The following is a 22,608-nucleotide window of genomic DNA, read 5'->3' as shown; positions in this document are numbered from 1 at the left end:
CACTTAACTATTTGCAGAGCGATAAATATTTTTTTAATTTGCACCAGTTATTTTAATAGGGGTATTAAATAACTAATTTCTAACCATCTGCCTTTGGGCAGGTGGTTTTTTGTTTTTGGGATTATACTGATTGAAAATGATTTGACCGGAATGATCCTTAGGGTTAAAACCCAATCAGTGTAATGCCAATATATTCGGTATAATCTCTTAATAATTAGTGTAATCATGAAATATAAATTAGGCGACTTTGTGCGTTTTGTGGACGAGAAAATGGAGGGCTTTGTAACCCGTATTATTGACGACCAAATGATAGGGGTAACCGGCGACGACGATTTCGAAATCCCGGTGCTGGCCAGTAAGGTTACCACGGTGCATGGCTACGTACCCGCAGGCAGTAAAAAAGAGGACGAGGCAGAAGAGCCGCAAACACCCGTTGGCGATTTTAAAGTCAAAGGTGTTTATATAGGTGTAATAAACGATCCGAAAGCTAATTCAGTGGTCCATTTTTATTTGGTTAACGACACCTCGTTTCAGCTGTTGGCATCATTGACAACAGAAAGGACAAATACTTTTAAAGGAGAATACAGCGGGCTGGCCGCGCCAAACACAGCAACAAAAATTTACTCGGCGCAACTGGCAGACCTGCAGCTTTGGCCGAAATTTGTTTTTCATATTGTTTATCATACTAAACATAACACCGAACCGCCAGCGCCCTTGGTTGTTAATGAGAAATTTAAGGCGAAGGATTTTTCAGGTTCAAAAAAACTGATCCCGATCCTTAAAACCCAGGGCTGGTTAATTCAGCTGGATGAGCCCGACCTGGTAATAGATGCCCAAAAACTGAAGGAAAGTTTTTTTCAATCTCCGGATGAGAAGGCCGTTGTTGACAAACCAGGTACCGAGGTTGACCTCCACATAGAAAAGCTGCGAAACGATTACCAGTTTTTAAACAGTGGCGAGATCCTTAAAATTCAACTTGATCATTTTCATAAAGCGCTTGATGCTGCCATTGTACACCAGCAGCCTGAAATTATTTTTATTCACGGCGCGGGCAACGGCACTTTAAGGCACGAGATTCATAAGCTATTAGGCAAGCACCAGAAGATCCAGACTTTTATGGATGCCAGGAAAGAGAAGTTTGGCTATGGCGCCACCAAGGTAGTATTGAAATAAGGTTATATAACAGCGCAGGTCATTGGCCTGCGCTATTTAATCAAAAAACAACAGCGGGCTGGCTCTGCGCAAACCTTTGCACAATCCGTTTTTAATAGGTAAGTATTTATTAATTTAGCATCCCTTACCATGCTATAATGAATAAATATTTTTACTTATCCGTTTTTCTCCTCGTCTGTCAGCTTTCTATCGCGCAGCAAATCAAATACACTACAAAAAATAATGATTGGGATGCTGATTCGCTCGGTAACCACAGGGTGGTGTTAACGCTTCAAAAAGCCAACACGCATTTAGCTAAAGCTATCATTAACTGGCGGCGCAATGATCATCACCCGGAAACGAAACAACTGTTTATCGTTGATTCCGCATCGGGTAAAAGGGTAATGAATGTGTCTGTAACCGGCATTAACCGCGAAAGTTGTGTGCTGTATTTTGAGCCTGATGCCGGTAATAAAAAATACTTTGTTTATTATTTGCCGTATAAGGTTGACAGGAAATCAAATTATCCCAACGTTAAATACATGAAGGCGCAACCTACCGCTGCCGATAACTGGTTAACTACTATTCCCAATAGCAGCGACATAGAAGGCGCAACAGTTGAATCCATCGAATCTGTAAACGCCATGAACAGCTTTTACCCTATGGAGGTGATAGCGACAGAAACTGAGGTAAACAACCTTATTTCGCAAAATTCAGGCAGAACCTATTTGGTTTTCCCGGAAGACAGGCAGTTTGTTATAAAAATGAAACATGACCTTCCTCAGCGATGGATCACGACCGGTGTAAGAAACGTTTTTAACGGCGAAGCAAAACGGGGTGAAAATTATACCTATCAATTAGGCATTTACCCAACAGCCAAAGATTTGAATGGGGTAAAAATTATTTTCTCTGACCTGAAAAACAAATCAGGGCAGGTGATTTCATCAAAAGTAATGTCTTGTATTAATAACGGGGGAACCGATTATAGGGGAAATTCGTTTACTAAAGAAGTTGATATAGCTAAAGGCGATGTTCAAGCCATGTGGTGCCTGGTAAATATCCCGGCAACAGCCGTTGCTGGTACCTATGAAGGTACGGTAACTATTTCGCCAAAAAATGCGGAGAATACCAAAATTGGTATCCGGATAAAAGTTGAAAAGGCTACAGCCGTTAAAGGCGGAATTAATGAACCACAAAGGGAAACCCGCCTGGCCTGGTTAAACTCAACCCTGGCGCAACAAAATGATGTAATAAAACCCTATATCCCGCTGGTGGTAAAAAACAACACCATTGCACTGTTGGGCCGTAAGGTAATACTGGATAAAACAGGCTTCCCGAAAAGTATCCAGACTTATTTTACGCCCGAAATGACCTCGTTTTCAAGCATAGCCAAAGAAGTTATTGCCGCGCCAATTAAGCTGGTAGCAGAAAATAATGTTGGTGCTGAAAAATGGCAATCAAAAGGGGTGAAATTTACCGAAACACGGGCCGGCACAGTTAAATGGGACGCTGTTAACACCGCTGCCAACCTGCAAATGGATGTATCAGGCACTATTGAGTTTGATGGTTTTGCTTCATACATGGTAAAGGTTACGGCTTTGCATGATGTGGATTTGAAGGATATCAGGATGGAAATTCCTTTTAATAAGGAGGCCTCCAAATACATGATGGGGCTCAATTTGAAGGGTGAAAAGCGACCTGATAGCTACGAATGGAAATGGGATGTGCCGCATAAAAACCAGGACGGCGCATGGATTGGGGATGTGAATGCAGGCCTGCAATATTCGCTGCGGGATGAAAATTATGTGCGCCCACTTAATACCAATTTCTATCTTCAAAAACCTTTATTGCTGCCAACTTCATGGGGCAATGATAACAAGGGCGGCATCAGGATCAACGAGAAGGATAACCATGTTTTGGTAAGTAACTATAGCGGTGCCCGCACAATGAAAAAGGGCGATGTACTATATTATAATTTTACCTTACTGATTACGCCTTTCCATCCGATAAATACAGATTTTCAGTGGGCAACCCGCTTTTACCATAAATACAGTGCCCTTGACAGCATTAAGCAAACCGGGGCAACCGTAGTTAACATCCACCACGGAACGCCGATAAATCCTTATATCAACTATCCGTTCATCAGGTGGCGCCAAATGAAAAGTTACATTGATTCGGCGCATCAGCTGGGTTTGAAGGTGAAGATCTATAACACCGTACGCGAATTGTCGAACAGTGCTTATGAAACCTTTCCGATGCGCAGCCTTGGGCACGAGATTTATTCGCCCGGCAAGGGGGGAGGTTATTCATGGTTGCAGGAGCATGTAGCCGACGATTATATTGCAGCCTGGTATGTGCCGGAATATAAAGATGCCGCGTTAATAAACAGCGGGATGAGCCGATGGCACAACTACTATGTGGAAGGCATGAACTGGCTGGTGCAAAACGTAGGCATTGATGGCATTTACCTGGACGATGTGGCATTTGACCGCATTACCATGAAACGGATTAAACGTGTGCTCACCAAAGATGGGCATCCAGGTATTATCGACCTGCACTCTGCCAATCAATACAACAAAAGCGATGGCTTTAACAACAGCGGGAACCTTTACCTGGAGCATTTTCCATATCTGAACAGGCTTTGGTTTGGCGAATATTTTGATTATGAAAAAAACTCACCTGATTTCTTTTTAACCGAAGTATCGGGCATTCCGTTTGGTTTAATGGGCGAAATGCTGCAGGGAGGCGGCAACCCGTGGCGTGGAATGATATACGGGATGACCAACCGCATGCCATGGAGTGATAACGCCGATCCCCGCCCCATCTGGAAGGTTTGGGATGATTTTGGCATGCAAGGCACTAAGATGATTGGCTACTGGGTCGAAAAAAATCCGGTAAAAACCAATAATCCGGAGGTGCTGGCAACCATCTACAAAAAAGAGCGTAGTGCGCTGGTATCTATAGCCAGCTGGGCAAAAGATGATACAACCATTAAATTACAAATAAACTGGAAAGCCTTAGGCATTGATCCGGCAAAAGCAACCATAACAGCCCCTGCAGTCAATAACTTTCAGCAGTCCGCAAGCTTTAAAGATGGTGACGAAATAAAGGTTGAAAAGGGCAAGGGCTGGTTGCTGGTGTTAAAAGAGGAAAAATAAAAAAATATCTGCGTTATTGAGCCTTGTTGCTTACAGCCGGGCTCGATAACGCACGGATATTACGAATCTGGTTGCTTGCAATTAAGGATCGAGGCAATTTCTGCGATTATAATGTTAACCTGCTAAATGTCTCTGGTCAACTAAACAGCTGTTTTACGGTCTCAGCTGTTCGTGCTTAGCTCATGTTGGTGGTTTGCATTAATTGGAACATAAAAATATCACGGTAACTTATCCAGCTCCACTTCCGGCATTTTACTGTTTGCAGGCCTTTCAAATAGCGTATTGCGGGCGGTATAATTATTAAAGAAACCGCAGTTTTTAAGGTAAAAAGCATCGCCCTCTGTACCGCCTGCAAAATCCATTCGGTAGCCTTTGGCACCGGTATTATCATTGGTAAACTTAGCTTTGGTCAATTGCATCCATTTACCGCTTTCGTCAGCAACCCATTGATTGCTAAAGAGTACTTTACGGGTCATAGTTCCCTGCTCCGGCTCAAAATTCTCTAAAAAGGAGTGCAGATGTTTCAAGTAAGTATTGGTTTGCGGGCGGCTAAAGCTGGCTATCAATTGCCATTTGCCCAGCTCCGGAGCAAAAAACCAGGTGGTATAAGTAGTATGGTTATTGCCATCGGGCTTAACCCGCACTAAAAACTTATAGGTATTACCGGCCTTCCAGTTATACAGCAGGTAGCTTTGTCCGCCCGAACCCTCGCTGCCAAATTCGCCGGTATGCACGTTGGCGCCTTTTTTAAGCATTACAATTTTTTTATCATCCGGAATGTCTTTTGGGTTATCGGTTACAAACGGGCTCCATACCGAAAACAGGATATGTCTTTCAGCAGGCGAGTTTACCTGCATCCCGAAATAGCCTTCGCCAAAACCATCAGCCATAAAATAGGAACCCATTACGTCATTGCCAACCGGTACGGTAACTTCATTATAAAACCATTCGGCATTCATTTTCTCTGGCACAGTATAGTTTAAGTGGACGGATGGCCCCCTGCGACCCCAATAAAAATAATTGCCCTCGTTGTTTTTTACATAAGCAGTTTTGCCTTTGGTTGCGGCGCCGGATAGTTTTATGCTGCTTACATCCGCAAAGCTTTTTCCCGTTTTACTAATGCCTTTTATCTCTATAACCAGGTAGCCGGTATCTTTAACGGCCCATTCGCCCACGTAATAATCCTTTGCCGTATTGCCGGTAACAGTTACTTCTTTCGTCTTTTTTAAGGCCGATACCGCAATTCGGCTTGTGCCATCCGCTACTTTAAGATTTAGCCATAGTTTAAGACTGCCCTTATCCGTTAAGCGAACATAAGTGTTAAATCTTACCTGCTGATCTGCCCAGTCTGCAATACCATCATTAGTTACGTTCCCGCCGATGGTGTCTTTGGCTATTCGCCATGAGTTACCACCTATGGGGACTGTAATCAAGCTGTCTGTACTTTTTATTGTGTTGGTGTTTGGCCGGGCTTTTCCTGCAAATGCCGTTAACGAAAACCCAATAAAGGCTAAAAGTGAGATTCGGGTACTTACTTTATTTAGTTTCATTGTTTGATAGTATAGGCCTTTTATAAAGCTGATTACCTGAATACAGGTACAGTTTAACATTTTTGACCTAAAATATATCCAGGTCATAGCTTATATAGTTCGGCGTTAATTTTTGGTGGTCGGCTATTTTTCCAGTATAAAAGTAATATTGGTCCAATTAGGTGCTGCGGGGCTGTGAATAGTCTCCTTAATTACCCAGCCTTCGTCAAGGTATTTATTTACAAAAGGGATCTCGTAAGCAGAATGACGGTTGGTAACCGCTTGTTCGTACACATTTATATTTACAGTTATTACTTTTTGTGCCATGTTGTTTTTTAGTTTTCAACCAAAGGTAAATATTTATAGTGCTATTACAGGTTTTTTGGATTTGATTAAAGAAACTTAATAAAGAGCCATTAACTGCAACGGAAAAATTGTCCATCAACATGCGTCTATCATCCATGTTATAAAACTCAGGGCTGTTGCACATTTGTATTGTCAATAACGACGAAACAAAAACAAAAAAAAATGACACGTTTAAAAGCAATTAGCCCCGATGAGGCCACAGGAAAAACAAAAGAATTATTTGATGCGATACACGGTAAATTAGGTATGGTGCCCAACATGATGCGTACCATGGGTAACTCACCTGCCTTGCTGGAAGGTTATCTTAATTTAAGCGGTGCATTAAGCCATGGCAAACTGGGTGCTAAAACAGGCGAGCTGCTTGCGCTGGCGGTATCTGAGCAAAATAACTGTGACTATTGTTTATCTGCCCACTCATTTATAGGCGAAAAGCTGGTGCATATAGATACCAATACCTTACAAAATGCCCGTAATGCCAACGCTGCTGATGCAAAAACAGACGCCATATTGAAATTTGCCACAGTATTGCTTAACAAACAGGGCCTGGTGAATGATGCAGATGTTGACACAGTAAAGGCAGCAGGTTTAACAGACGGCGAAATTGGTGAAATTGTTGGCCATGTAGCATTAAATGTTTTAACCAATTACTTTAACAATACTGCAAATACAAGTATTGATTTCCCGGTTGTGCACGCAGGGCAGGTTGCTTAAGCTATCCACAAATCTCATAATACGGTAAAAGTTAGGCTTTGGCGGCTTAACCTTTGCTGTATTAGCTAATTTTAAAAAATATCAAAATGGAAAATAAACGATACCCCTTGCCGCCCTTTACAATGGAAACTGCACTACAGAAGGTGCAAGCCGCCGAAGATGCCTGGAATACCAGGGATCCTGAAAAAATTTGCCTGGCTTACACGGTTGATACCGAATGGCGCAACCGTACTGATTTTGTAAACGGGCGCGAAGAAGTAAAGCAATTTTTAAAGGATAAATGGGAAAGGGAGCTTGACTATAAGCTTAAAAAAGAACTTTGGGGTTTTAAGGAAAACCGTATGGCGGTAAGATTTGAATATGAATGGCATAACGCCGAAGGGCAGTGGTACCGCAGCTATGGCAACGAATTATGGGAGTTTGATGAGAATGGCTTAATGAAAAAGCGTTATGCCAGTATCAACGACCTGGAAATAAATGAAAACGACAGATATTTATAATCTTCAGGGTTAAAAAACTGGCGGTTGTGGTTTTATGTTATTAAGTTTGATTTAAAAACAGCATACCTCCATTCCCTCACTAATTAAACCGCAACAAAATGAACTATCCGGAAATTGCTTTTTCAGATGCTTCCAAAAGTTTCCAGGAGCGCTATGGCAGCAGGGCAAGTTATGCCCGCATGGAGCCTTATAAAACTACTGATGGTTTAACAGAAAGTGAAACAGATTTTATTAGTCACCAGGATAATTTTTACCTGGCAACCATTGGCGAAAATGGGTTTCCTTATATCCAGTTCAGGGGTGGGCCTAAAGGGTTTTTAAAAGTTTTGGACGATCAAACGCTTGGGTTTATTGATTTTGGTGGCAATAAGCAATACATCTCCATAGGTAACCTGGTTACAAATAATAAAGTATCCTTGTTTTTATTGGATCAGGCGGCTAAAGCAAGATTAAAGATTTTTGCGGAAGCCGAGGTATTGGAACTTAAGGATTATCCGGAATTATTTGATCGGCTTAATCTTGAAAACTATAGCTTTAAGCCCGAGAGGATCATTCGTTTAAATGTGAAGGCCTATGACTGGAATTGCCCGCAGCACATTACGGAACGATATACACTTGAAGAGATCCGGGATGAATTTATGGCACAACATGAATATATTAACAAGTTACGCGAAGAAAACGCCATTTTAAAGCAGCGGTTAAAAATTTTAGATTAGTTAATCAGGCATAAAAAGGCTGTATCATAACCTGCCAATATTTAAATATAACCACAACCCACATGCTCAATATCCAAACTGCGTTTACCTTGGTTAATCCGCAAACAGGCAACCTGGCTTTCAGGCTATTTTCGTTTGATGATAATAGCCAGTTCGATCATTTGCAACGCCATAACTTTTACACTGTAATTTGGGTTACAAAGGGCAGGGGAAAGCTGAGGTTCAATTTCTCGGAATATGATTTTGAACCAGGCACCTTGCTGGCTTTTGCTATTTATCAGCCCTTTATGATAATGGCTGATGCTGCGTTTGAAGGTGTTGCCATAAATTTTCACCCCGACTTTTTTTGTATTCATAAACATGATAAAGAGGTATCCTGCAACGGAGTTTTATTTAACAATATTTACGAACCGCCTTTTGTGATGGTTGATGAACCTGCTGCCGCTATTTTTAAAATGGTGCTGGGGCAAATTAAAACGGAAATGCAGAACCCGGCGGTTGCGCAGTATGAATTACTGATGTCATACCTCAAAATATTTTTGATAACCGCCGTAAGGTTAAAAACAGAACAGCAGCCCGAAGCAAATGAAATTTTAATAGACCGTAAAGAGCCGTTTATACTTCAAAACCTGAAGGATGCCATAGAAACCCATTTTAAAGAGAAACATTCGGCCAGTGATTATGCCGATCTGCTTAATATTTCGGCAAAGGCATTGGCTAAAATAGCAAAGGCACATTTTAACCGTACTATTAGCGATATGATTGCCGATCGCATTATTATTGAGGCCAAACGCGAACTGTATCTTACCAATAAGCCTGTAAAAGAAATAGCTTACGCACTGGGTTATAATGATGAATATTACTTTAGCAGGTTCTTTAAAATCAATGCTGATGTTTCGCCGCAGGTTTACCGTGATACAGTTGGTGCAGGACGGGCGATGGTAGCCTGATCTTCTATTTAATGGGATGTTGTTTTCTTGTTGAGTTACCGGGATAAGACCCACTTTCAGTAAGGCTTGATCCCAATCTCAAGCTTACGTAAAATGTAGTACCGGAGCCGGGTGTACTTTCAAAAGTTATTTTTCCGCCTTGGATTTCGGTAAATTCTTTACACAGCAACAAGCCTAACCCAATGCCTTTTTCATTCTTTGTACCGAAAGTCGGTGCTGTTTTGAGTGAAAAAATCTCGCTTTGTTGTTCAAAAGATATCCCCAGTCCGTTATCTTTGATCACGATGCAGCAAACGTCATCAATGGTTTCTGCTGATACAGTGATACAACCACCCGGGTTGGTAAATTTAAGGGCGTTATTTATAAGGTTTCTGATTATTAATTGCAGCATATCTGCATCAGCCAAAACAAAAACCGCATCGTTCAATTGATTTATTACCTGGATGCCTTTTTCTGTACCTACAGTTTGATAAATATGAAATGTAGATTCCAGTGTTTTTTTTAGATCAAGGTTAGTTAAGTTTACAGTTACCCCCTGCATCTGCGATCTGCTCCATGACAATAGGTTTGCCAACATTTGTTGCGTATTCTGTGTAGACTTTAACAGTTCTTTTTGTATAGACAACCGTTCGCCCTCATTCAGTTTGAATTCTGAAAGAATCTCCAGGTAGTTTTGAATAGAAGCCAAGGGCGAGCGGAGGTCATGTGCAAGAATAGAAAACAGCTTGTTCATAGTTTCGTTCGCCGCTTCCAGTTCCGAAGCCTTTTCTTCAACCAGTTTCTTTTCACCATGGTAGTTTTTTCGTACGGCTACGGTAACCATGAAAATGAAAAATACGATGAAAATATACGTAAAGCCGAAATCTATAAAACGGTGTTTGTTGTCGGGATAGGTATCAATTATTATCCCATGATAATTGTAATCAACCACGAGTAGTGTTGAAACCAATAAAATATTCAGCGTTATCCAAAACCAGTACTGTTTAAGCGGGATGATGGATATGGCGAGGAAGTGGGAGAGTAAAAAAATCAAAAGAGAAGGACCGTTGATGCCGGAATTGTATTTGTAATTTATGATAAGCAGCACCTGGCTCGCGATCAAATAAACAACAATAGCGGTGTTCAAACGATCTTTGAAACGCGAGAAATAATAACAGAGCAATGAGATAGTAAAAAATATCGCCATCAATATAACAAGCTGTTGAATACCGAGCAGTAAGTTTAAGACGGCGGTAAAAAACAGGCAGGTAGCAGAGGCCAGGCATATTGCATTAAAAATCCGTGCCTCTAAGGAGAAAACAGGTGGTAAACCGAGACTTTTTTTCCAGAAAGATTGCATAACTTTTATAGCGGATTTTAAATTTAGGGTTTAATAATTACACTAATAGTTTTAATAGGCAATAGCACATCAATCCTTAAAAATAACACTAAAGGTTTGAATATCAATAATAATTGTAAGTTTTGGTAAGTATTATCTTTTTTAATTATGACTCATAGCGTCATGTTGGTTGAAATTGATTAATTGGTAATTAAAAAAAACAATATGGAGTTTATTTTCTTGAAAGGGCTGGTATTAGTTATCTTTATGTAGAAAATAACCTTATCCGAAAATGAAAAGTATTTAAATAATTTGCTTAATTGCAGTATAAACTCAATTATGAAAAGGCTTACCCTGTGCTTGCTATTATTCAGCTGTTTGGCCAATGCACAGCAAAAAATCAAATGGCCGCACCATAAAAAGGCGGTAATAATACTCACCTATGATGACGCGCTTGATTCGCAGTTAAAAATAGCCGTCCCTCAGCTGGATGCTCACCATTTCAAAGGCACATTTTTTTTAACAGGAGACATTAATCACACAAATATTTCAAAATGGCGGGCGGCAGCCGCCGAAGGGCATGAGTTGGCCAACCACACACTATACCACCCATGCAATAGTGAAAATATGCCGGAGAACCCTTTAAATGCCTCAGAAAAGTACTCCATCTATCAAATAATGCGCGAGATATATTCTATGAACAACCTGCTGTTTGCAGTAGATGGTAAAAGCGAACGCACTTATGCTTATCCATGTACCGAAACCCAGGTGGGCGGAAAAAGTTATGTTGATTCGCTTCGTAAATCGGGCCTTATAAAATATGCCCGTATCGGCGGAGATCATGATGCCATTATTACCGATTTCAAAAAGCTCGATCCCTTATTAGTTCCGTCATACGGACTTGAAGAAAAAACGCCTGGCGCTAAACTGATAGACTTTGTTAACAAAACTGAACAAAGTGGCGGTATGGGGGTTTTTATGTTTCACGGAGTAGGCGGCGATTATATTACCACAGCAGCGGATGCACATAAAGAATTGCTCAGCTATCTTGCAAAAAACAGGAAAGATATTTGGGTTGCTACTTTCCAGCAGGCAATGGATTATATTTCACAGGCAAATAAACAAGATTAAGCCATTTAGGCTTTAGCAATATGTTTAAAAAACTTAAAAGTATTTTAATTGGCACGGGGCTGGTGTTAGATTACATTTACGACAATATCCACCGCGTGATAGTAGGTGTACCGCGTTTAAAGCGATCGCAGATAACAGCGCATTTATTTTTAGGCAGCCAGTATAACCTGGTTGGGCTGGAAAAGTTAAAGGCCCTGGGTGTTACTGCTATTGTAAATATGCGGGTGCATAACGATTACAGCGATGCCCAGCATGCGGGGATAAAATACCTGCACCTGCCTACTACTGATAATACGCCACCGCCATTGGAGGTGCTGTTAAAAGGAGCCGATTTTATTGACCGCGAAATAAAAAATAAGGGCATAGTTTACGTACACTGCCGGCAGGGGCTTGGAAGGGGGCCAACAATGGCAATAGCCTACCTGATAAAAACAGGGCTTACTTACCAGGATGCCTACCTGATGATAAAAAGGGTGAGGAAATTTATAAATCCCAGGCCGGGGCAGGTAGCAAAACTGAAAGAGTTAGAGGCATATTACAATAATCTCCCCTGATTTTTTTAATTTTCAGAATTTGGTACCGTAGTCCTTATAGCCTGTGTAACCACGCATCCCCTGTTTATTCTCCATGGACAAGTCAATTTATGCAGGCTGATGAAAATATCTTATTTTTAAAAAATCTTTACCCGCTTATGCCCCCTGCCAAAACCGAGAACATTGACTGGATAGACAACCTGCGAATTGTAGCCCTTTATGCTGTAATTGTGCTTCACAGCACCTCGCTGCTGCTGATGCAATATGGAAAAGTTGCAATGTCCTACTGGTGGGTAGCCGACTTTTTAAACGCTGCGGTGCGGTTTGCGGTGCCGGTTTTTGTAATGGTTACCGGTGCTTTATCACTGCACAGGGAGTATGAAATTGGTGGGTTTCTTAAAAAACGACTGCTGAGGGTGGTGGTGCCCTTCCTGTTCTGGAGTTTGGTTTATGTATGGTATGCCCTGCACAACGAAGAGATTGCCTTTACCAGCGACATCTGGGCAAATATCAAACTGGTATTGCACCAGTTAAAATATGGCAGTTCCTACCATTTATGGTATGTGTACATGCTGATAGGCCTCTACTTTTTTATGCCGGTTATCGGTAAATTTGTGCGGCATGCGTCAGAAAAAGAGATCCTTTATTTTCTGGTGGTTTGGTTTGCGGTGATGCTCATCACACAACCTTACCTCGTGCGTTATAATCCATCGGTTGATATGCATTACTTTGCCGGCTTTGCGGGTTACCTGGTGTTGGGACATTATTTAGCTTTTAAGGATTTTAAAGTAAAACATTTACGATTGTGGATGACCCTTCTTTTCCTGTTCAGTATCGTGCTCATAGCAATAGGGTCAAGGCTGGTGCTTTTGGGGCACCGGTGGCCGTCAACCATGTTTTTTGAACCGGTTAGTCCGCCCATTGTACTGCTGGCGGCAAGCGTATTCCTCATTTTTAAATTGTCAGCACCTAATTTATCACCAATTGTTCTGCGCATCCGTGACTTTGCCGGCAGCTACAACTATGGCATCTATCTCGCCCACGCACTGGTGCTGTATTTTTTGGAAGGTCCGTTTGGCATTAGCTACAAGCTTTGCACACCCATTATTGCTATCCCGGTCACTGCGCTGGTCTGTCTGGTAATCACATTGCCTTTGGTATGGGCTATAAATAAGATTCCTTTTATAGGAAAATGGATTTCAGGCTGATGTTAACCAGCGGGATAAAAACCCCGGATAATTCGTAATTTTTTAAGAGATTTGTGCCCTTGCGAATTCTGCTCATTTTATTTGAATGAATAAACTAACTGAAAGTAATGCGGCCCGTTCTGCGGCCATAATAATTCTTATAACTTTTGTGGCCCGTTGCTTTATCGCCGCTTACACAGGGCTGGGTATTGGCGAGTCTTACTATTTTAGGGGAGCGCTTAATTTTGATTTGAGCTACTTTGACCAGCCGCCTTTATTTTTTTGGCTGAGCGGCATCAGTGTAAAAATATTTGGATTAAATAATTTCGGGCTCCGGTTTCCGGCGGTATTGCTGTTTGCCGGTACCAGCTGGCTGATGTTTTTGGTTACTAAAAAAATATTCACAGCCAAAGCTGGTTTTTGGGCAGTGGTAACCATGAATTTAAGCGCGGTTTTCACCGTGGCTATTGCCTGCTGGTTTCAGCCCGATGCGCCGCTGATGTTCTTCTGGATGCTTGCTACCTACTATATTGTTCAGTTGATGGTGAGCCCAGGTGCCGAAAAATCGGAAGCTACCCGCTACAGCCGCAAAACCTGGTTGTTATGGCTGGGAGTTGGAGTAAGCATGGGTTTTGCCACCTTGAGTAAATACCACGTGCTGTTTTTATTTGCAGGGGTATTTCTGTTTGTGGTAACCAATAAAAGTCAGCGCCATTGGCTTCGTCATCCCGGGCCGTATCTGGCGGTGTTAATCACTATTATTATGGCGTTCCCCGTTTTGTGGTGGAATGCCCATAACGGTTGGGTGTCGTTCATTTTCCAGGGCTCAAGAGCAGGCGCTAATACGGAGCATTTTAAGCTGCATTTTGATTGGTTTTTTCGCAGCATAGGCGGGCAGGCTGCATTCTTGTTACCATGGATCTGGTTCCCAATAGTAAGGCAGCTGTATATTTCGTATAAGTTGCGTAAACAGCTGCTGGCCTATAGCTTTACGTTTTGGATGGCCATATTGCCCATTGTGTTTTTTACAATGGTTACGCTATGGTCAAACCTGCAATTCCATTTTCATTGGCAGGCGCCCGGCTATATGATGATGTTTATACCGCTTGGTTTTGCTATTGATAAAAGCTTAAGCAGTGGCGACAAAAGGGCCAGGCTTAATTGCCGGTGGGTTAGCTTTTCTGTGTATTTTACTATTATTACCATTGGGGTGCTTGGCACACACATGGTTACCGGTTTTTGGCAATGGTATGGCCCCAAATGGATTGTTTACCAACTGCACAAGGATAATAACGACCCTACTATACAAGGAGTTGATTATACCGATATAAAAACCCGTTTTGATAAAGAGGGCTGGACAAACAACCCCAATGTTTTTATAGGTACACCGCGCTGGTGGCTTACCGGCAAGGTTGACTGGGCGCTAAAAGGGACGAAAGATATAATGGTGTTTAACAGCGATCCGCGTAACCTGGCCTTTATGGTTGAGCCTAAAAAGTTGTTAGGGAAAGATGCCATTATAATAAGTGACCAGGAACAACAGGATGTTAATGCAGATGCCAAACCATTTTTTGATAGTGTTACCCAACTACCGGATATCAATATAGTCCGGAGCGGAAGGGTAGAATACAGGCTGCAGGTTTTTTACGGAAAAAACTTTCATGTGCCAGCTGACAAGCGTATGGACTTGCCATTGTACAGGCAATTAATAGGTTTACCGCCGTTTGGAAAATAAAGAAGCATTTAATTGCCACGAAGTAGGAATCACAATTTCACTAATAATAGCCCTAATTATACGAATGTTTTTTTTGAGTTTAAGAGACCAACAAACCGATATCCCCGCTATCCAAAATTCTTTTAATTTAAATCAATTTGCGAAATTGGTGTCCGTTCTTTTTCTTTTATTCCCTTTTTGTCTATCGGCACAAAATATCAGCATCATTCCTCAGCCAAGGTCAATAGTAAAAACCAATGGCCGGTTTGAGCTTAATAACCGTACTATTATCGGCATGAACAACGCTTCACTGTTGAAGCAGGCCTACTACCTTAAATCGGAACTCGAGAAAGCAAATGGGATAGCCGTTACTGTTGATAAGGACGAGGTTAAAGCATTGATAGATTTACAGCTGGTTAGCGCTGATGAATTACCCGGTTCATACCATTTAACTATCGAATCAAATAAAATCACAATTACCTCAGCGGGGAACGAGGGAGTTTTTAATGGCGTGGTTTCATTGCTCCAATTGATCAGGACACAGCCGGTAGGGCAAGTGGTGAATTTGCCAACATGCGAAATAAACGATGTGCCGAGGTTTCAGTGGCGTGGTTTTATGCTGGATGAATCCCGCCATTTTTTTGGAAAGAAAAAAGTGGAGCAGCTGCTGGATTGGATGGCTTTTTACAAGCTAAATAAATTTCACTGGCACCTTACGGACGTTGATGGCTGGCGCCTGGAGATAAAGAAATACCCCAAATTAGCCACGGCAGGAGGGATAGGCAATAAAACGGACACGCTGGCTGATGCGCAATATTACACCCAGTCAGAAATTAAAGAAGTGGTTGCCTACGCGGCCGATAGATTTATAACCGTTGTTCCTGAAATTGATATGCCGGGCCATGCAACGGCGGCAAACAAAGCTTACCCTGAATATAGTGGCGGGAGTATCAACAAATACCCCAACTTTACCTTCGATCCGGCTAATGAAAAAACATACCAGTTTTTAGGAGACATCCTTAAAGAAACCAATTCAATGTTCCCCTCAGGAATGATTCACCTGGGCGGTGATGAAGTGTCACTGGGGATGCAGGCATGGGCCGGCCGGCCGGCCATTATGGACCTGATGGCCAAAAACAGGTTCACATCTCTGGCTGATCTTGAACATTACTTTTTCCGCCGGATGGCTGATTCGGTTATTAGCATGAATGATAAAGTGCTGTGCTGGGATGAAGCTGCCGATGCTGACCTGCCCGCTGATAAAACCATAGTTTTCTGGTGGCGGCAAAACGTACCCTCTCAGTTACAACTGGCACTTCAAAAAAAATACCAGGTAGTACTATGCCCAAGGCTGCCCATGTATTTTGATTTTGTACAGGATAAAAGCCAGGTATCCGGCCGCAGGTGGAATGGTACTTTGAATAGCGTTAGCAGCGTGTATAATTTCCCGTATAAAGAGTTCCCTGCTGATCAGTTAAAGTCCGGGCAAATATTGGGAATCCAGGCAAACCTGTGGACGGAGCTGGTTGGTTCTGAAAAACGTTTGGATTACATGGTTTTTCCAAGGATGGCCGCATTGGCAGAAGCGGCGTGGACTGATTCAGCTGGAAAGGACGAAAACTCATTTAATGAACGCCTGCGGGCTGATTTTGTACTGTATGATAAAGCCGGGATCTATTATTTTAACCCCTTTGATGTTTCAATACATCCAGAGGCTATTGATTTTGCTCCCAAAATTATAAAACCACAGGTAAGAGCAAAGATGCACAGACATGAGCGAAAAACAAAAGTGCGTGGGCACCACAATAAAAGCACTCATACTAAAAACGGTTCGAAAAGACATCATTCCAAAGCTGCTAAAAAGCGAAAACACCGTTAAAGTCCTGTAAACCGCACTGCAAAAATTGGCTTAGTATTTTCGTTATTTTCATTAAGTATTAAAGTTTAATAGCATTACTTTTAACTGTATATACCAAAGTAATAATTATTAAAGAAATACTGTTTTGAAAAGCCACTCCTGTAATCCTAAAAGATCTGTTTTTATAATCTTAACTGCAGTTATACTAATGCTAACAACAGCGGTTAATAATGCCTTTTGCCAGGCTCAGCTTGAGCCCTGGGGTAACATTACCGGCATTCGTAACCACGGCCAGCTTTTTGACTTTGAATCGGGAATTAAAGTGGTAAGTACCGATCCTAAACATGTAAGTACAACAGCTAAAGAAAAACAACAACCCCACTATAGGCGTATTGCTGACGATGAGCAGGAGGTTACTACCTGGATAGATAATTTGCTTTTTAAAGAGAATGTTAAAGATGATGGTACCGGAAAAATTAAGGTAACTATCCAAATGACAGCGCACAAGGATACGGTTTTGCAGGGGGTGTATTTCTTTGTGACATTGCCTGAATCTTTTTTAAACAGCAACCTTAGATATGATGATGGCAATAAGCCCGAATTGAATCATTTGGTAAAAGCAGCCGGGGTTGAGTACGATGATAATGCGAGGCAAATTGAGTTTGAATTAGACGACCGTAAGCTAAGTGTTCAGCCGGATGAGAAGTCGTTGATAATGGTACGAACCATGTTGGTTAATAATCGAAAACAGATATTCCTATACATACCCTTAAAACTTGGAGGGATAACAAACGGAGAGGTGGTTGAAAAGCAATTTTCCATTAAAACCTCGGCAGATATTGATAAAACCCCCGTTTTGCTAACCTTAAATACTTCGCAGCAGGGTCGCGCATTTGACGGGCTTGGCGGTAATTTCAGGCTTCAAAACCCTAAAACAGACCCGCAGGTTATAGATTATTGCCTGCAAAACCTGCGGGTGGCCCAGGGACGGGTTGAGATGCCCTGGAGCTTTTGGCAACCTGAATTAAATACTGATCCAACTGTTGCTGCCACGTCGGGTGGAATTCATCCTGCCGTAAAAAAGGCGATGGAAATGGCACATCATTTGGATAGTATAGGCATCCCTGTTATTCTTTCAGCATGGTTTCCACCGGATTGGGCGGCTGAAGGCAAGCTTAACTTTCGGCCGGTGAATGGAGTTTGGGGAAATAAGCTGAATAAAAATAATATGGATGCGATATATAAATCCATCGCTGATTATATTATTTATTTGAAAAACAAATATGGTACCGAGGTAAAGCTGTTTTCGTTTAATGAGTCTGACCTGGGCATTAATATCAAGGTAACTGCACAGGAACATGACGACTTTATTAAAGGATGCGGGGCTTACTTCGCTGCACATGGCCTTAAAACAAAAATGCTGCTGGGCGATAATTCTGATGCGACAACTTATCAATTCATCTATCCCGCTTTAAATGATCCGGATGCCCGGCAATACATCGGCGGGGTGTCATTCCATTCCTGGCGGGGATGGGACAATGTAACGCTGAAAAAATGGGCTGATGCTGCTAACCAGCTTGGCGTACCCCTGCTCGTAGGTGAAGGAAGTATAGATGCGGCGGCATATAGTTACCCGGACATTTTCCAGGAGCAAAACTATGCGCTGCAGGAGATCAATTTATACACACGGTTATTGGCAATTTGCCAACCGGCCTCCATACTGCAGTGGCAATTAACAGCAGATTACTCTCCATTGATAGGCGGAGGGATTTTTGGCAACACTGAACCACTACACCCCGGTCAGCGGTTTTGGAACCTCAAACAGTTGTCAATTACACCCAAAGGTTTATTTGCTATGCCAATAACCGGTAACAAACCTGTTGTTTCATGTGCGGCTTTGGGCGATAACACCAAAGGTGTTTATGCTGTTCACCTGGTAAATAATGGCGCCACTGGAAAGGTGATATTAACAGGATTGCCTGTACGCCTAAAACGTTTTGATATTTATATCACCAGTAAGGAATTGAATATGAAAAAAGGTCACCTGCTGCGGGTAAATAACGGCAGTGTGACTTTTGAATTACCTGCCACCAGCTATGTAACGCTAATAAGCGGGTAACGACTGCAACAAGTTAAAACACCCTGTCAGATGATAGGCAGGATGTTTTAACTTAAATAAAATTACTGAAAATGGTTTTATGGATTAGTTACACTGGTGTCCTGTGCTAAAACTGCATCATCAGGCGTGCTTGCAAGATCATTATCAAGATTGTATAACGCATCATCGTTAGCGTTTGCTCCACCAGCTTTCCTGATCTTGGCAAGCAGGTCAAGCGCCATGGTTTCTTCTTCGGTTTGCTCTTTTACAAACCATTGCATAAAATTCCACGTAGCCCAGTCTTTTTCCTGCAGGCTCATATCAACTATGCTGTAGATATTTGATGTATTCTCTACTTCAGAGGTAAATACTTTCTCAAAGCAGTCGTTCACACTTAACGGATCAGGCCCAGGCGCAGGTATTGCAGTTACAGCAACCTTACCGCCCCGTTTTAAAATGTATTCAAGAAATTTCATCATGTGGTTGCGTTCCTCGCTGGAGTGACGGAAGAGGAAATTTGCAATACCGTCGTATCCTTTATCGCTGGCCCATGCTGCATAGCTTAAGTAAATCTGTGCATTATGGGCTTCGTTGGTCATCTGATCGTTCAGCGCTTTCGCAAGCTGATCCGAAAGTCGGTTAGTGTTCATAATATTTTATTTAAACACTAAACTGACAATGAACTAAAATGTTTATGATAATTAAATAAGGCCCGGCAAAATAATTGCGGGCGCTACAATCCTATAAAAACAGGTATGCTTATTTAAAAGCGGAAATATGATTGTTTTTGATGCTAAGAATAAATGATTTACCTACGCTTATTTTTATGCTCCTGTTTAGCAGCATTGCTTTAATAGCCTCGTCATCCTTTAAAGCTTCGTACAGGTCACGTGCAACTGCCGACCCGCTGATGTTGTTGGTTACTTTGCCGTTCTCTAACGCTATATTGAAAGTATAACCTGATTTTCCGCGGTCGCCTGCAGATTCAAAATCTGTAATGTTCAGTTTAAACTGCTGTTCTTCGTTAAGGCTTCTTTTTAAGTGCAAACGAATTACCGGGATATACCTTTTCCAGGTAGTTAAGTATTTTCTTTCTTCCATGTAATGCTGTAAAGGTATCATAATTTACATAGGTATCAGCCAAAACAGGCATATTATTCGCTCCGCGGCTTCTTTTTGAGAAGTGTAGAACAAGTTGGCGGCGCAATTTGTATAGTAAATTGGCACAATAGCACCCCTTAGGGCTGGCTAAAGACTGTTAAATTTGGGTAAGGTCAAATTAATACCGGATGCCATAATGAACTTAAGCACCTGTAATAAAGGGCATAGCTATTACAAAAGCAGTGAATGCCCTACTTGCCCGGTTTGTGAACGGCAGCTTAAACCTGAAGTTGGTTTTATCACTGATCTCCGCGTGTGAAAGACGGGCGCTAATGGGTAAAGGGACAAGCACATTGAAGCAACTGGCGGAATTTAGGAACTAAAATTTTAAAGTGGCATGGAATTGGTCCTGCCTCAATGCTTAAACTACAAAATACTTTATCCGTAGCTGGACTATCTTTAAAAATCATAAATAAGCATTCACATACATCTACCAATAAACAATCAAATTATGTTCAAAAACACAAAGGCATTTAGTGGTTTCTCAGTAAACGACATGCAAAAAGCTAAAGATTTTTACAACGGGAAGCTTGGTATTTCCATTACAGAAAACCAGATGGGAATAATGACCCTGAAATTGGCCGGAGGAACTGATGTAGTAGTTTATCCCAAACCTAATCATGAGCCTGCAACATTCACTATCCTTAACTTCGCAGTAGCCGATGTTGATAATGCCGTTGATGGCCTTACCCAACTCGGAATTAAATTTGAACAGTACGATTTTGGCGACATTAAGACCGATGAAAAGGGCATTATGCGCGGTAATGGGTATGGACCCGACATCGCCTGGTTTAAGGACCCTGCGGGGAATATTTTATCGGTGTTGAAGGAGGGTTAATATGCTTTAATATAACCCATAAGAATAGACTACACAGCTGCATATTAGTATTCACAATAAATGAAAAAATATATACAATACCCAGGTGTGGGCTATAACGCAACAGAAAAGGCTGATTATATTAACCACAATAAATGAGAATGGCATAACCGGGGCTCCCCCCGGTTATGCCATTCTCAACTAAACTTAAACAAATAAAAATTTATTTGTCCCACCAAACCCTTGCTTTAGGGTTAAAGGTATTTGAGCCGCCATAGTTAGCTATTGCAGCATTAACATTAGCACCGTTCAAAGAAAATTCACTTTGAGGATACGGCATTTTACGTGGTATTGTTTGCGATACGCTGGCCGGATTTGGCACTAAAGCCGGGTAACCCGTGCGACGCCAGTTTGCCCACACTTCATCAGCATCAAAAACAAATCCCGAAACCCAGAATTCTGTATTAACCTGCTCAATTTGTTGTTCAGCCGTACCTGTTAGCGGGTTTTGAGCTAAATAGCCAGTAATTTGATCAGTAGTAATGGTTGGGCTGGTAGGTAGCAAGCTTAAAGACTGCATGTGCGCTGTTACACCTGCTGCATAATGTGCAGCGGCATCGCCGCTGGTATAACCACGCAAAATAGCTTCTGCCTGTAAAAACTCTACCTCGGCATAAGGGAAATCAAAAAACGGTGTGGCCTCAGTACCGAAAATATCATACCTGATACGAACGGTTGCTGCCGGATCACTGGCGTTAAAGCTATAACCTGCAAAGTCATTAATATTATCTGAGGTTATAACTCCTCCGCCCGAAACCTGCTTGTCATAAATAGCGCCATAATATTTTAAGCGTGGGTCGCTGCTGTCCTTCATGTGGTCAACCAGTGTCTTAACCAGGAAAAAATGCTCCACACCATCATTGAGCAAAAAGTTAAAGCCATTTGGCAAAGCTACACTGTGCTTTAAAACCGGCATATCATCGTTGCTGGTCATTACACCATCGGCAATTGCTTCTTTAACCAAAGTCGCGGCCTGGGTGGGGTCAATTTTAATCATCCGCATCCCTACGCGCAAAAGCATAGAGGCTGCCAGCTTTTTCCATTTGGTTGCATCGCCGCCATAAAACTGGTCACCTCTTACAGCCTGAGTGCTATTGCTGCCTAATAATGTTATTGAAGCGCGGAGTTCGGTAACAAAGTCTGCATAAATGGTTTGCTGCGAATCATACTTTGGCGTAAATATGCTTTGGGTTAAAGCCTTACCTGCCTCGCTGTATGGAATATCACCATAAAAGTCTGTAAGCTTTTGATATACATAAACCCTCCAGATTCTTGCTGCTGCATAGGTTGATGCAAGGTTGGCCTGTGGCTTTAAAACCGGGATAACATATTCAAGATTATTTAACACTGGCCTGTAAAAGTTGTTCCAATAGCGTGATCCAATATCGTCACTCTGTACATAAGTTGTGCCTGACCAAAACGAACTATAACCATATTGCATAAATGAGTGGCAATAGTTTGTGCGCCCCTGCATATCCTGGTCAGTTGTTTTAACAAGTGCGTCGGATAATAACGCCCCCGGGTCAACAGCGGTTACGGCGTCGGGGTTTAAATTGTTTTTAGCAAAATCCTTTGTACAGCTCGTTAAAACGGCCGCTATAAAAAGGAAACTTAATATTTTATATGTTAAATTTTTCATGATTTTTCCT

General features: G+C 41.9%; 19 protein-coding genes. 13 read left to right on the top strand and 6 right to left on the bottom strand.

Annotated features, from left to right (window positions below):
* Positions 1 to 225: 225 nt before the first annotated feature.
* Both MuYL_RS16440 and MuYL_RS16435 read left to right on the top strand, forming a co-directional pair.
* Positions 226 to 1,173: a Smr/MutS family protein gene (locus MuYL_RS16440; RefSeq protein WP_094571598.1), complete on the top strand. Its 948-nt coding sequence runs from the start codon at positions 226 to 228 to the stop codon at positions 1,171 to 1,173.
* A gap of 137 nt (positions 1,174 to 1,310) precedes the next feature.
* Positions 1,311 to 4,310: a glycoside hydrolase domain-containing protein gene (locus MuYL_RS16435; RefSeq protein WP_094571597.1), complete on the top strand. Its 3,000-nt coding sequence runs from the start codon at positions 1,311 to 1,313 to the stop codon at positions 4,308 to 4,310.
* 218 nt (positions 4,311 to 4,528) lie between these two features.
* Here the strand turns inward: MuYL_RS16435 and MuYL_RS16430 are convergent, their stop codons facing one another.
* A complete protein-coding gene (locus MuYL_RS16430; protein WP_170309760.1) occupies positions 4,529 to 5,860 on the bottom strand; it encodes a DUF3472 domain-containing protein in 1,332 nt (443 codons plus the stop codon).
* Positions 5,861 to 5,983: 123 nt separating this feature from the next.
* Entirely contained in the window at positions 5,984 to 6,166 is a 183-nt protein-coding gene (locus MuYL_RS16425) for a hypothetical protein (RefSeq protein WP_094571595.1), read from the bottom strand.
* Between the two features lie 201 nt (positions 6,167 to 6,367).
* Here MuYL_RS16425 and MuYL_RS16420 point away from each other — a divergent pair, with 201 nt between their 5' ends.
* The 4 genes from MuYL_RS16420 (at position 6,368) to MuYL_RS16405 (ending at position 9,082) form a co-directional block, all read left to right on the top strand.
* On the top strand, positions 6,368 to 6,916 hold the full coding sequence (locus MuYL_RS16420; protein ID WP_094571594.1) for a carboxymuconolactone decarboxylase family protein: 549 nt from the start codon (positions 6,368 to 6,370) through the stop codon (positions 6,914 to 6,916).
* Between the two features lie 86 nt (positions 6,917 to 7,002).
* Positions 7,003 to 7,416, top strand: coding sequence for a nuclear transport factor 2 family protein (locus MuYL_RS16415; protein WP_094571593.1), 414 nt, complete (start codon positions 7,003 to 7,005; stop codon positions 7,414 to 7,416).
* Between the two features lie 98 nt (positions 7,417 to 7,514).
* A complete protein-coding gene (locus MuYL_RS16410; RefSeq protein ID WP_094571592.1) occupies positions 7,515 to 8,132 on the top strand; it encodes a pyridoxamine 5'-phosphate oxidase family protein in 618 nt (205 codons plus the stop codon).
* Between the two features lie 62 nt (positions 8,133 to 8,194).
* Positions 8,195 to 9,082, top strand: coding sequence for a helix-turn-helix domain-containing protein (locus tag MuYL_RS16405; RefSeq protein ID WP_094571591.1), 888 nt, complete (start codon positions 8,195 to 8,197; stop codon positions 9,080 to 9,082).
* Positions 9,083 to 9,086: 4 nt separating this feature from the next.
* Here MuYL_RS16405 and MuYL_RS16400 read toward each other — a convergent pair whose 3' ends face one another.
* On the bottom strand, positions 9,087 to 10,421 hold the full coding sequence (locus MuYL_RS16400; RefSeq protein WP_094571590.1) for a sensor histidine kinase: 1,335 nt from the start codon (positions 10,419 to 10,421) through the stop codon (positions 9,087 to 9,089).
* Between the two features lie 318 nt (positions 10,422 to 10,739).
* On the opposite strand from MuYL_RS16400, the gene MuYL_RS16395 reads away from it, so the two are divergent.
* From MuYL_RS16395 to MuYL_RS16370, 6 genes are all read left to right on the top strand, one after another.
* On the top strand, positions 10,740 to 11,531 hold the full coding sequence (locus MuYL_RS16395) for a polysaccharide deacetylase family protein (RefSeq protein WP_094571589.1): 792 nt from the start codon (positions 10,740 to 10,742) through the stop codon (positions 11,529 to 11,531).
* A 20-nt stretch (positions 11,532 to 11,551) separates the two neighbouring features.
* Positions 11,552 to 12,085 carry a dual specificity protein phosphatase family protein gene (locus MuYL_RS16390; RefSeq protein ID WP_094571588.1) on the top strand — a complete coding sequence of 178 codons (534 nt, stop codon included), beginning with the start codon at positions 11,552 to 11,554 and terminating at the stop codon, positions 12,083 to 12,085.
* A gap of 137 nt (positions 12,086 to 12,222) precedes the next feature.
* A complete protein-coding gene (locus MuYL_RS16385; RefSeq protein ID WP_157740907.1) occupies positions 12,223 to 13,272 on the top strand; it encodes an acyltransferase in 1,050 nt (349 codons plus the stop codon).
* Between the two features lie 85 nt (positions 13,273 to 13,357).
* The gene (locus tag MuYL_RS16380; protein WP_094571586.1) at positions 13,358 to 14,986 is read left to right on the top strand and encodes an ArnT family glycosyltransferase; all 1,629 of its coding nucleotides are present in this window, start codon (positions 13,358 to 13,360) and stop codon (positions 14,984 to 14,986) included.
* 73 nt (positions 14,987 to 15,059) lie between these two features.
* Positions 15,060 to 16,844 carry a beta-N-acetylhexosaminidase gene (locus MuYL_RS16375; protein WP_211710166.1) on the top strand — a complete coding sequence of 595 codons (1,785 nt, stop codon included), beginning with the start codon at positions 15,060 to 15,062 and terminating at the stop codon, positions 16,842 to 16,844.
* Between the two features lie 187 nt (positions 16,845 to 17,031).
* Complete coding sequence (locus tag MuYL_RS16370) at positions 17,032 to 18,942, top strand: glycoside hydrolase (RefSeq protein ID WP_094571584.1); 1,911 nt, start codon at positions 17,032 to 17,034, stop codon at positions 18,940 to 18,942.
* A gap of 77 nt (positions 18,943 to 19,019) precedes the next feature.
* Here the strand turns inward: MuYL_RS16370 and MuYL_RS16365 are convergent, their stop codons facing one another.
* Both MuYL_RS16365 and MuYL_RS16360 read right to left on the bottom strand, forming a co-directional pair.
* Positions 19,020 to 19,571, bottom strand: a complete 552-nt coding sequence (locus tag MuYL_RS16365; RefSeq protein WP_094571583.1) for a ferritin — start codon at positions 19,569 to 19,571, stop codon at positions 19,020 to 19,022.
* Positions 19,572 to 19,680: 109 nt separating this feature from the next.
* The gene (locus MuYL_RS16360) at positions 19,681 to 20,022 is read right to left on the bottom strand and encodes a hypothetical protein (RefSeq protein WP_094571582.1); all 342 of its coding nucleotides are present in this window, start codon (positions 20,020 to 20,022) and stop codon (positions 19,681 to 19,683) included.
* Positions 20,023 to 20,533: 511 nt separating this feature from the next.
* On the opposite strand from MuYL_RS16360, the gene MuYL_RS16350 reads away from it, so the two are divergent.
* Positions 20,534 to 20,920: a VOC family protein gene (locus MuYL_RS16350; protein ID WP_094571581.1), complete on the top strand. Its 387-nt coding sequence runs from the start codon at positions 20,534 to 20,536 to the stop codon at positions 20,918 to 20,920.
* 202 nt (positions 20,921 to 21,122) lie between these two features.
* Here MuYL_RS16350 and MuYL_RS16345 read toward each other — a convergent pair whose 3' ends face one another.
* Positions 21,123 to 22,598: a SusD/RagB family nutrient-binding outer membrane lipoprotein gene (locus MuYL_RS16345; protein ID WP_094571580.1), complete on the bottom strand. Its 1,476-nt coding sequence runs from the start codon at positions 22,596 to 22,598 to the stop codon at positions 21,123 to 21,125.
* Between the last annotated feature and the right edge of the window lie 10 nt (positions 22,599 to 22,608).

The sequence above is a fragment of the Mucilaginibacter xinganensis genome (genome assembly GCF_002257585.1).
Taxonomy (GTDB): domain Bacteria; phylum Bacteroidota; class Bacteroidia; order Sphingobacteriales; family Sphingobacteriaceae; genus Mucilaginibacter; species Mucilaginibacter xinganensis.
This window is presented reverse-complemented; position numbering and strand designations above follow the sequence as displayed.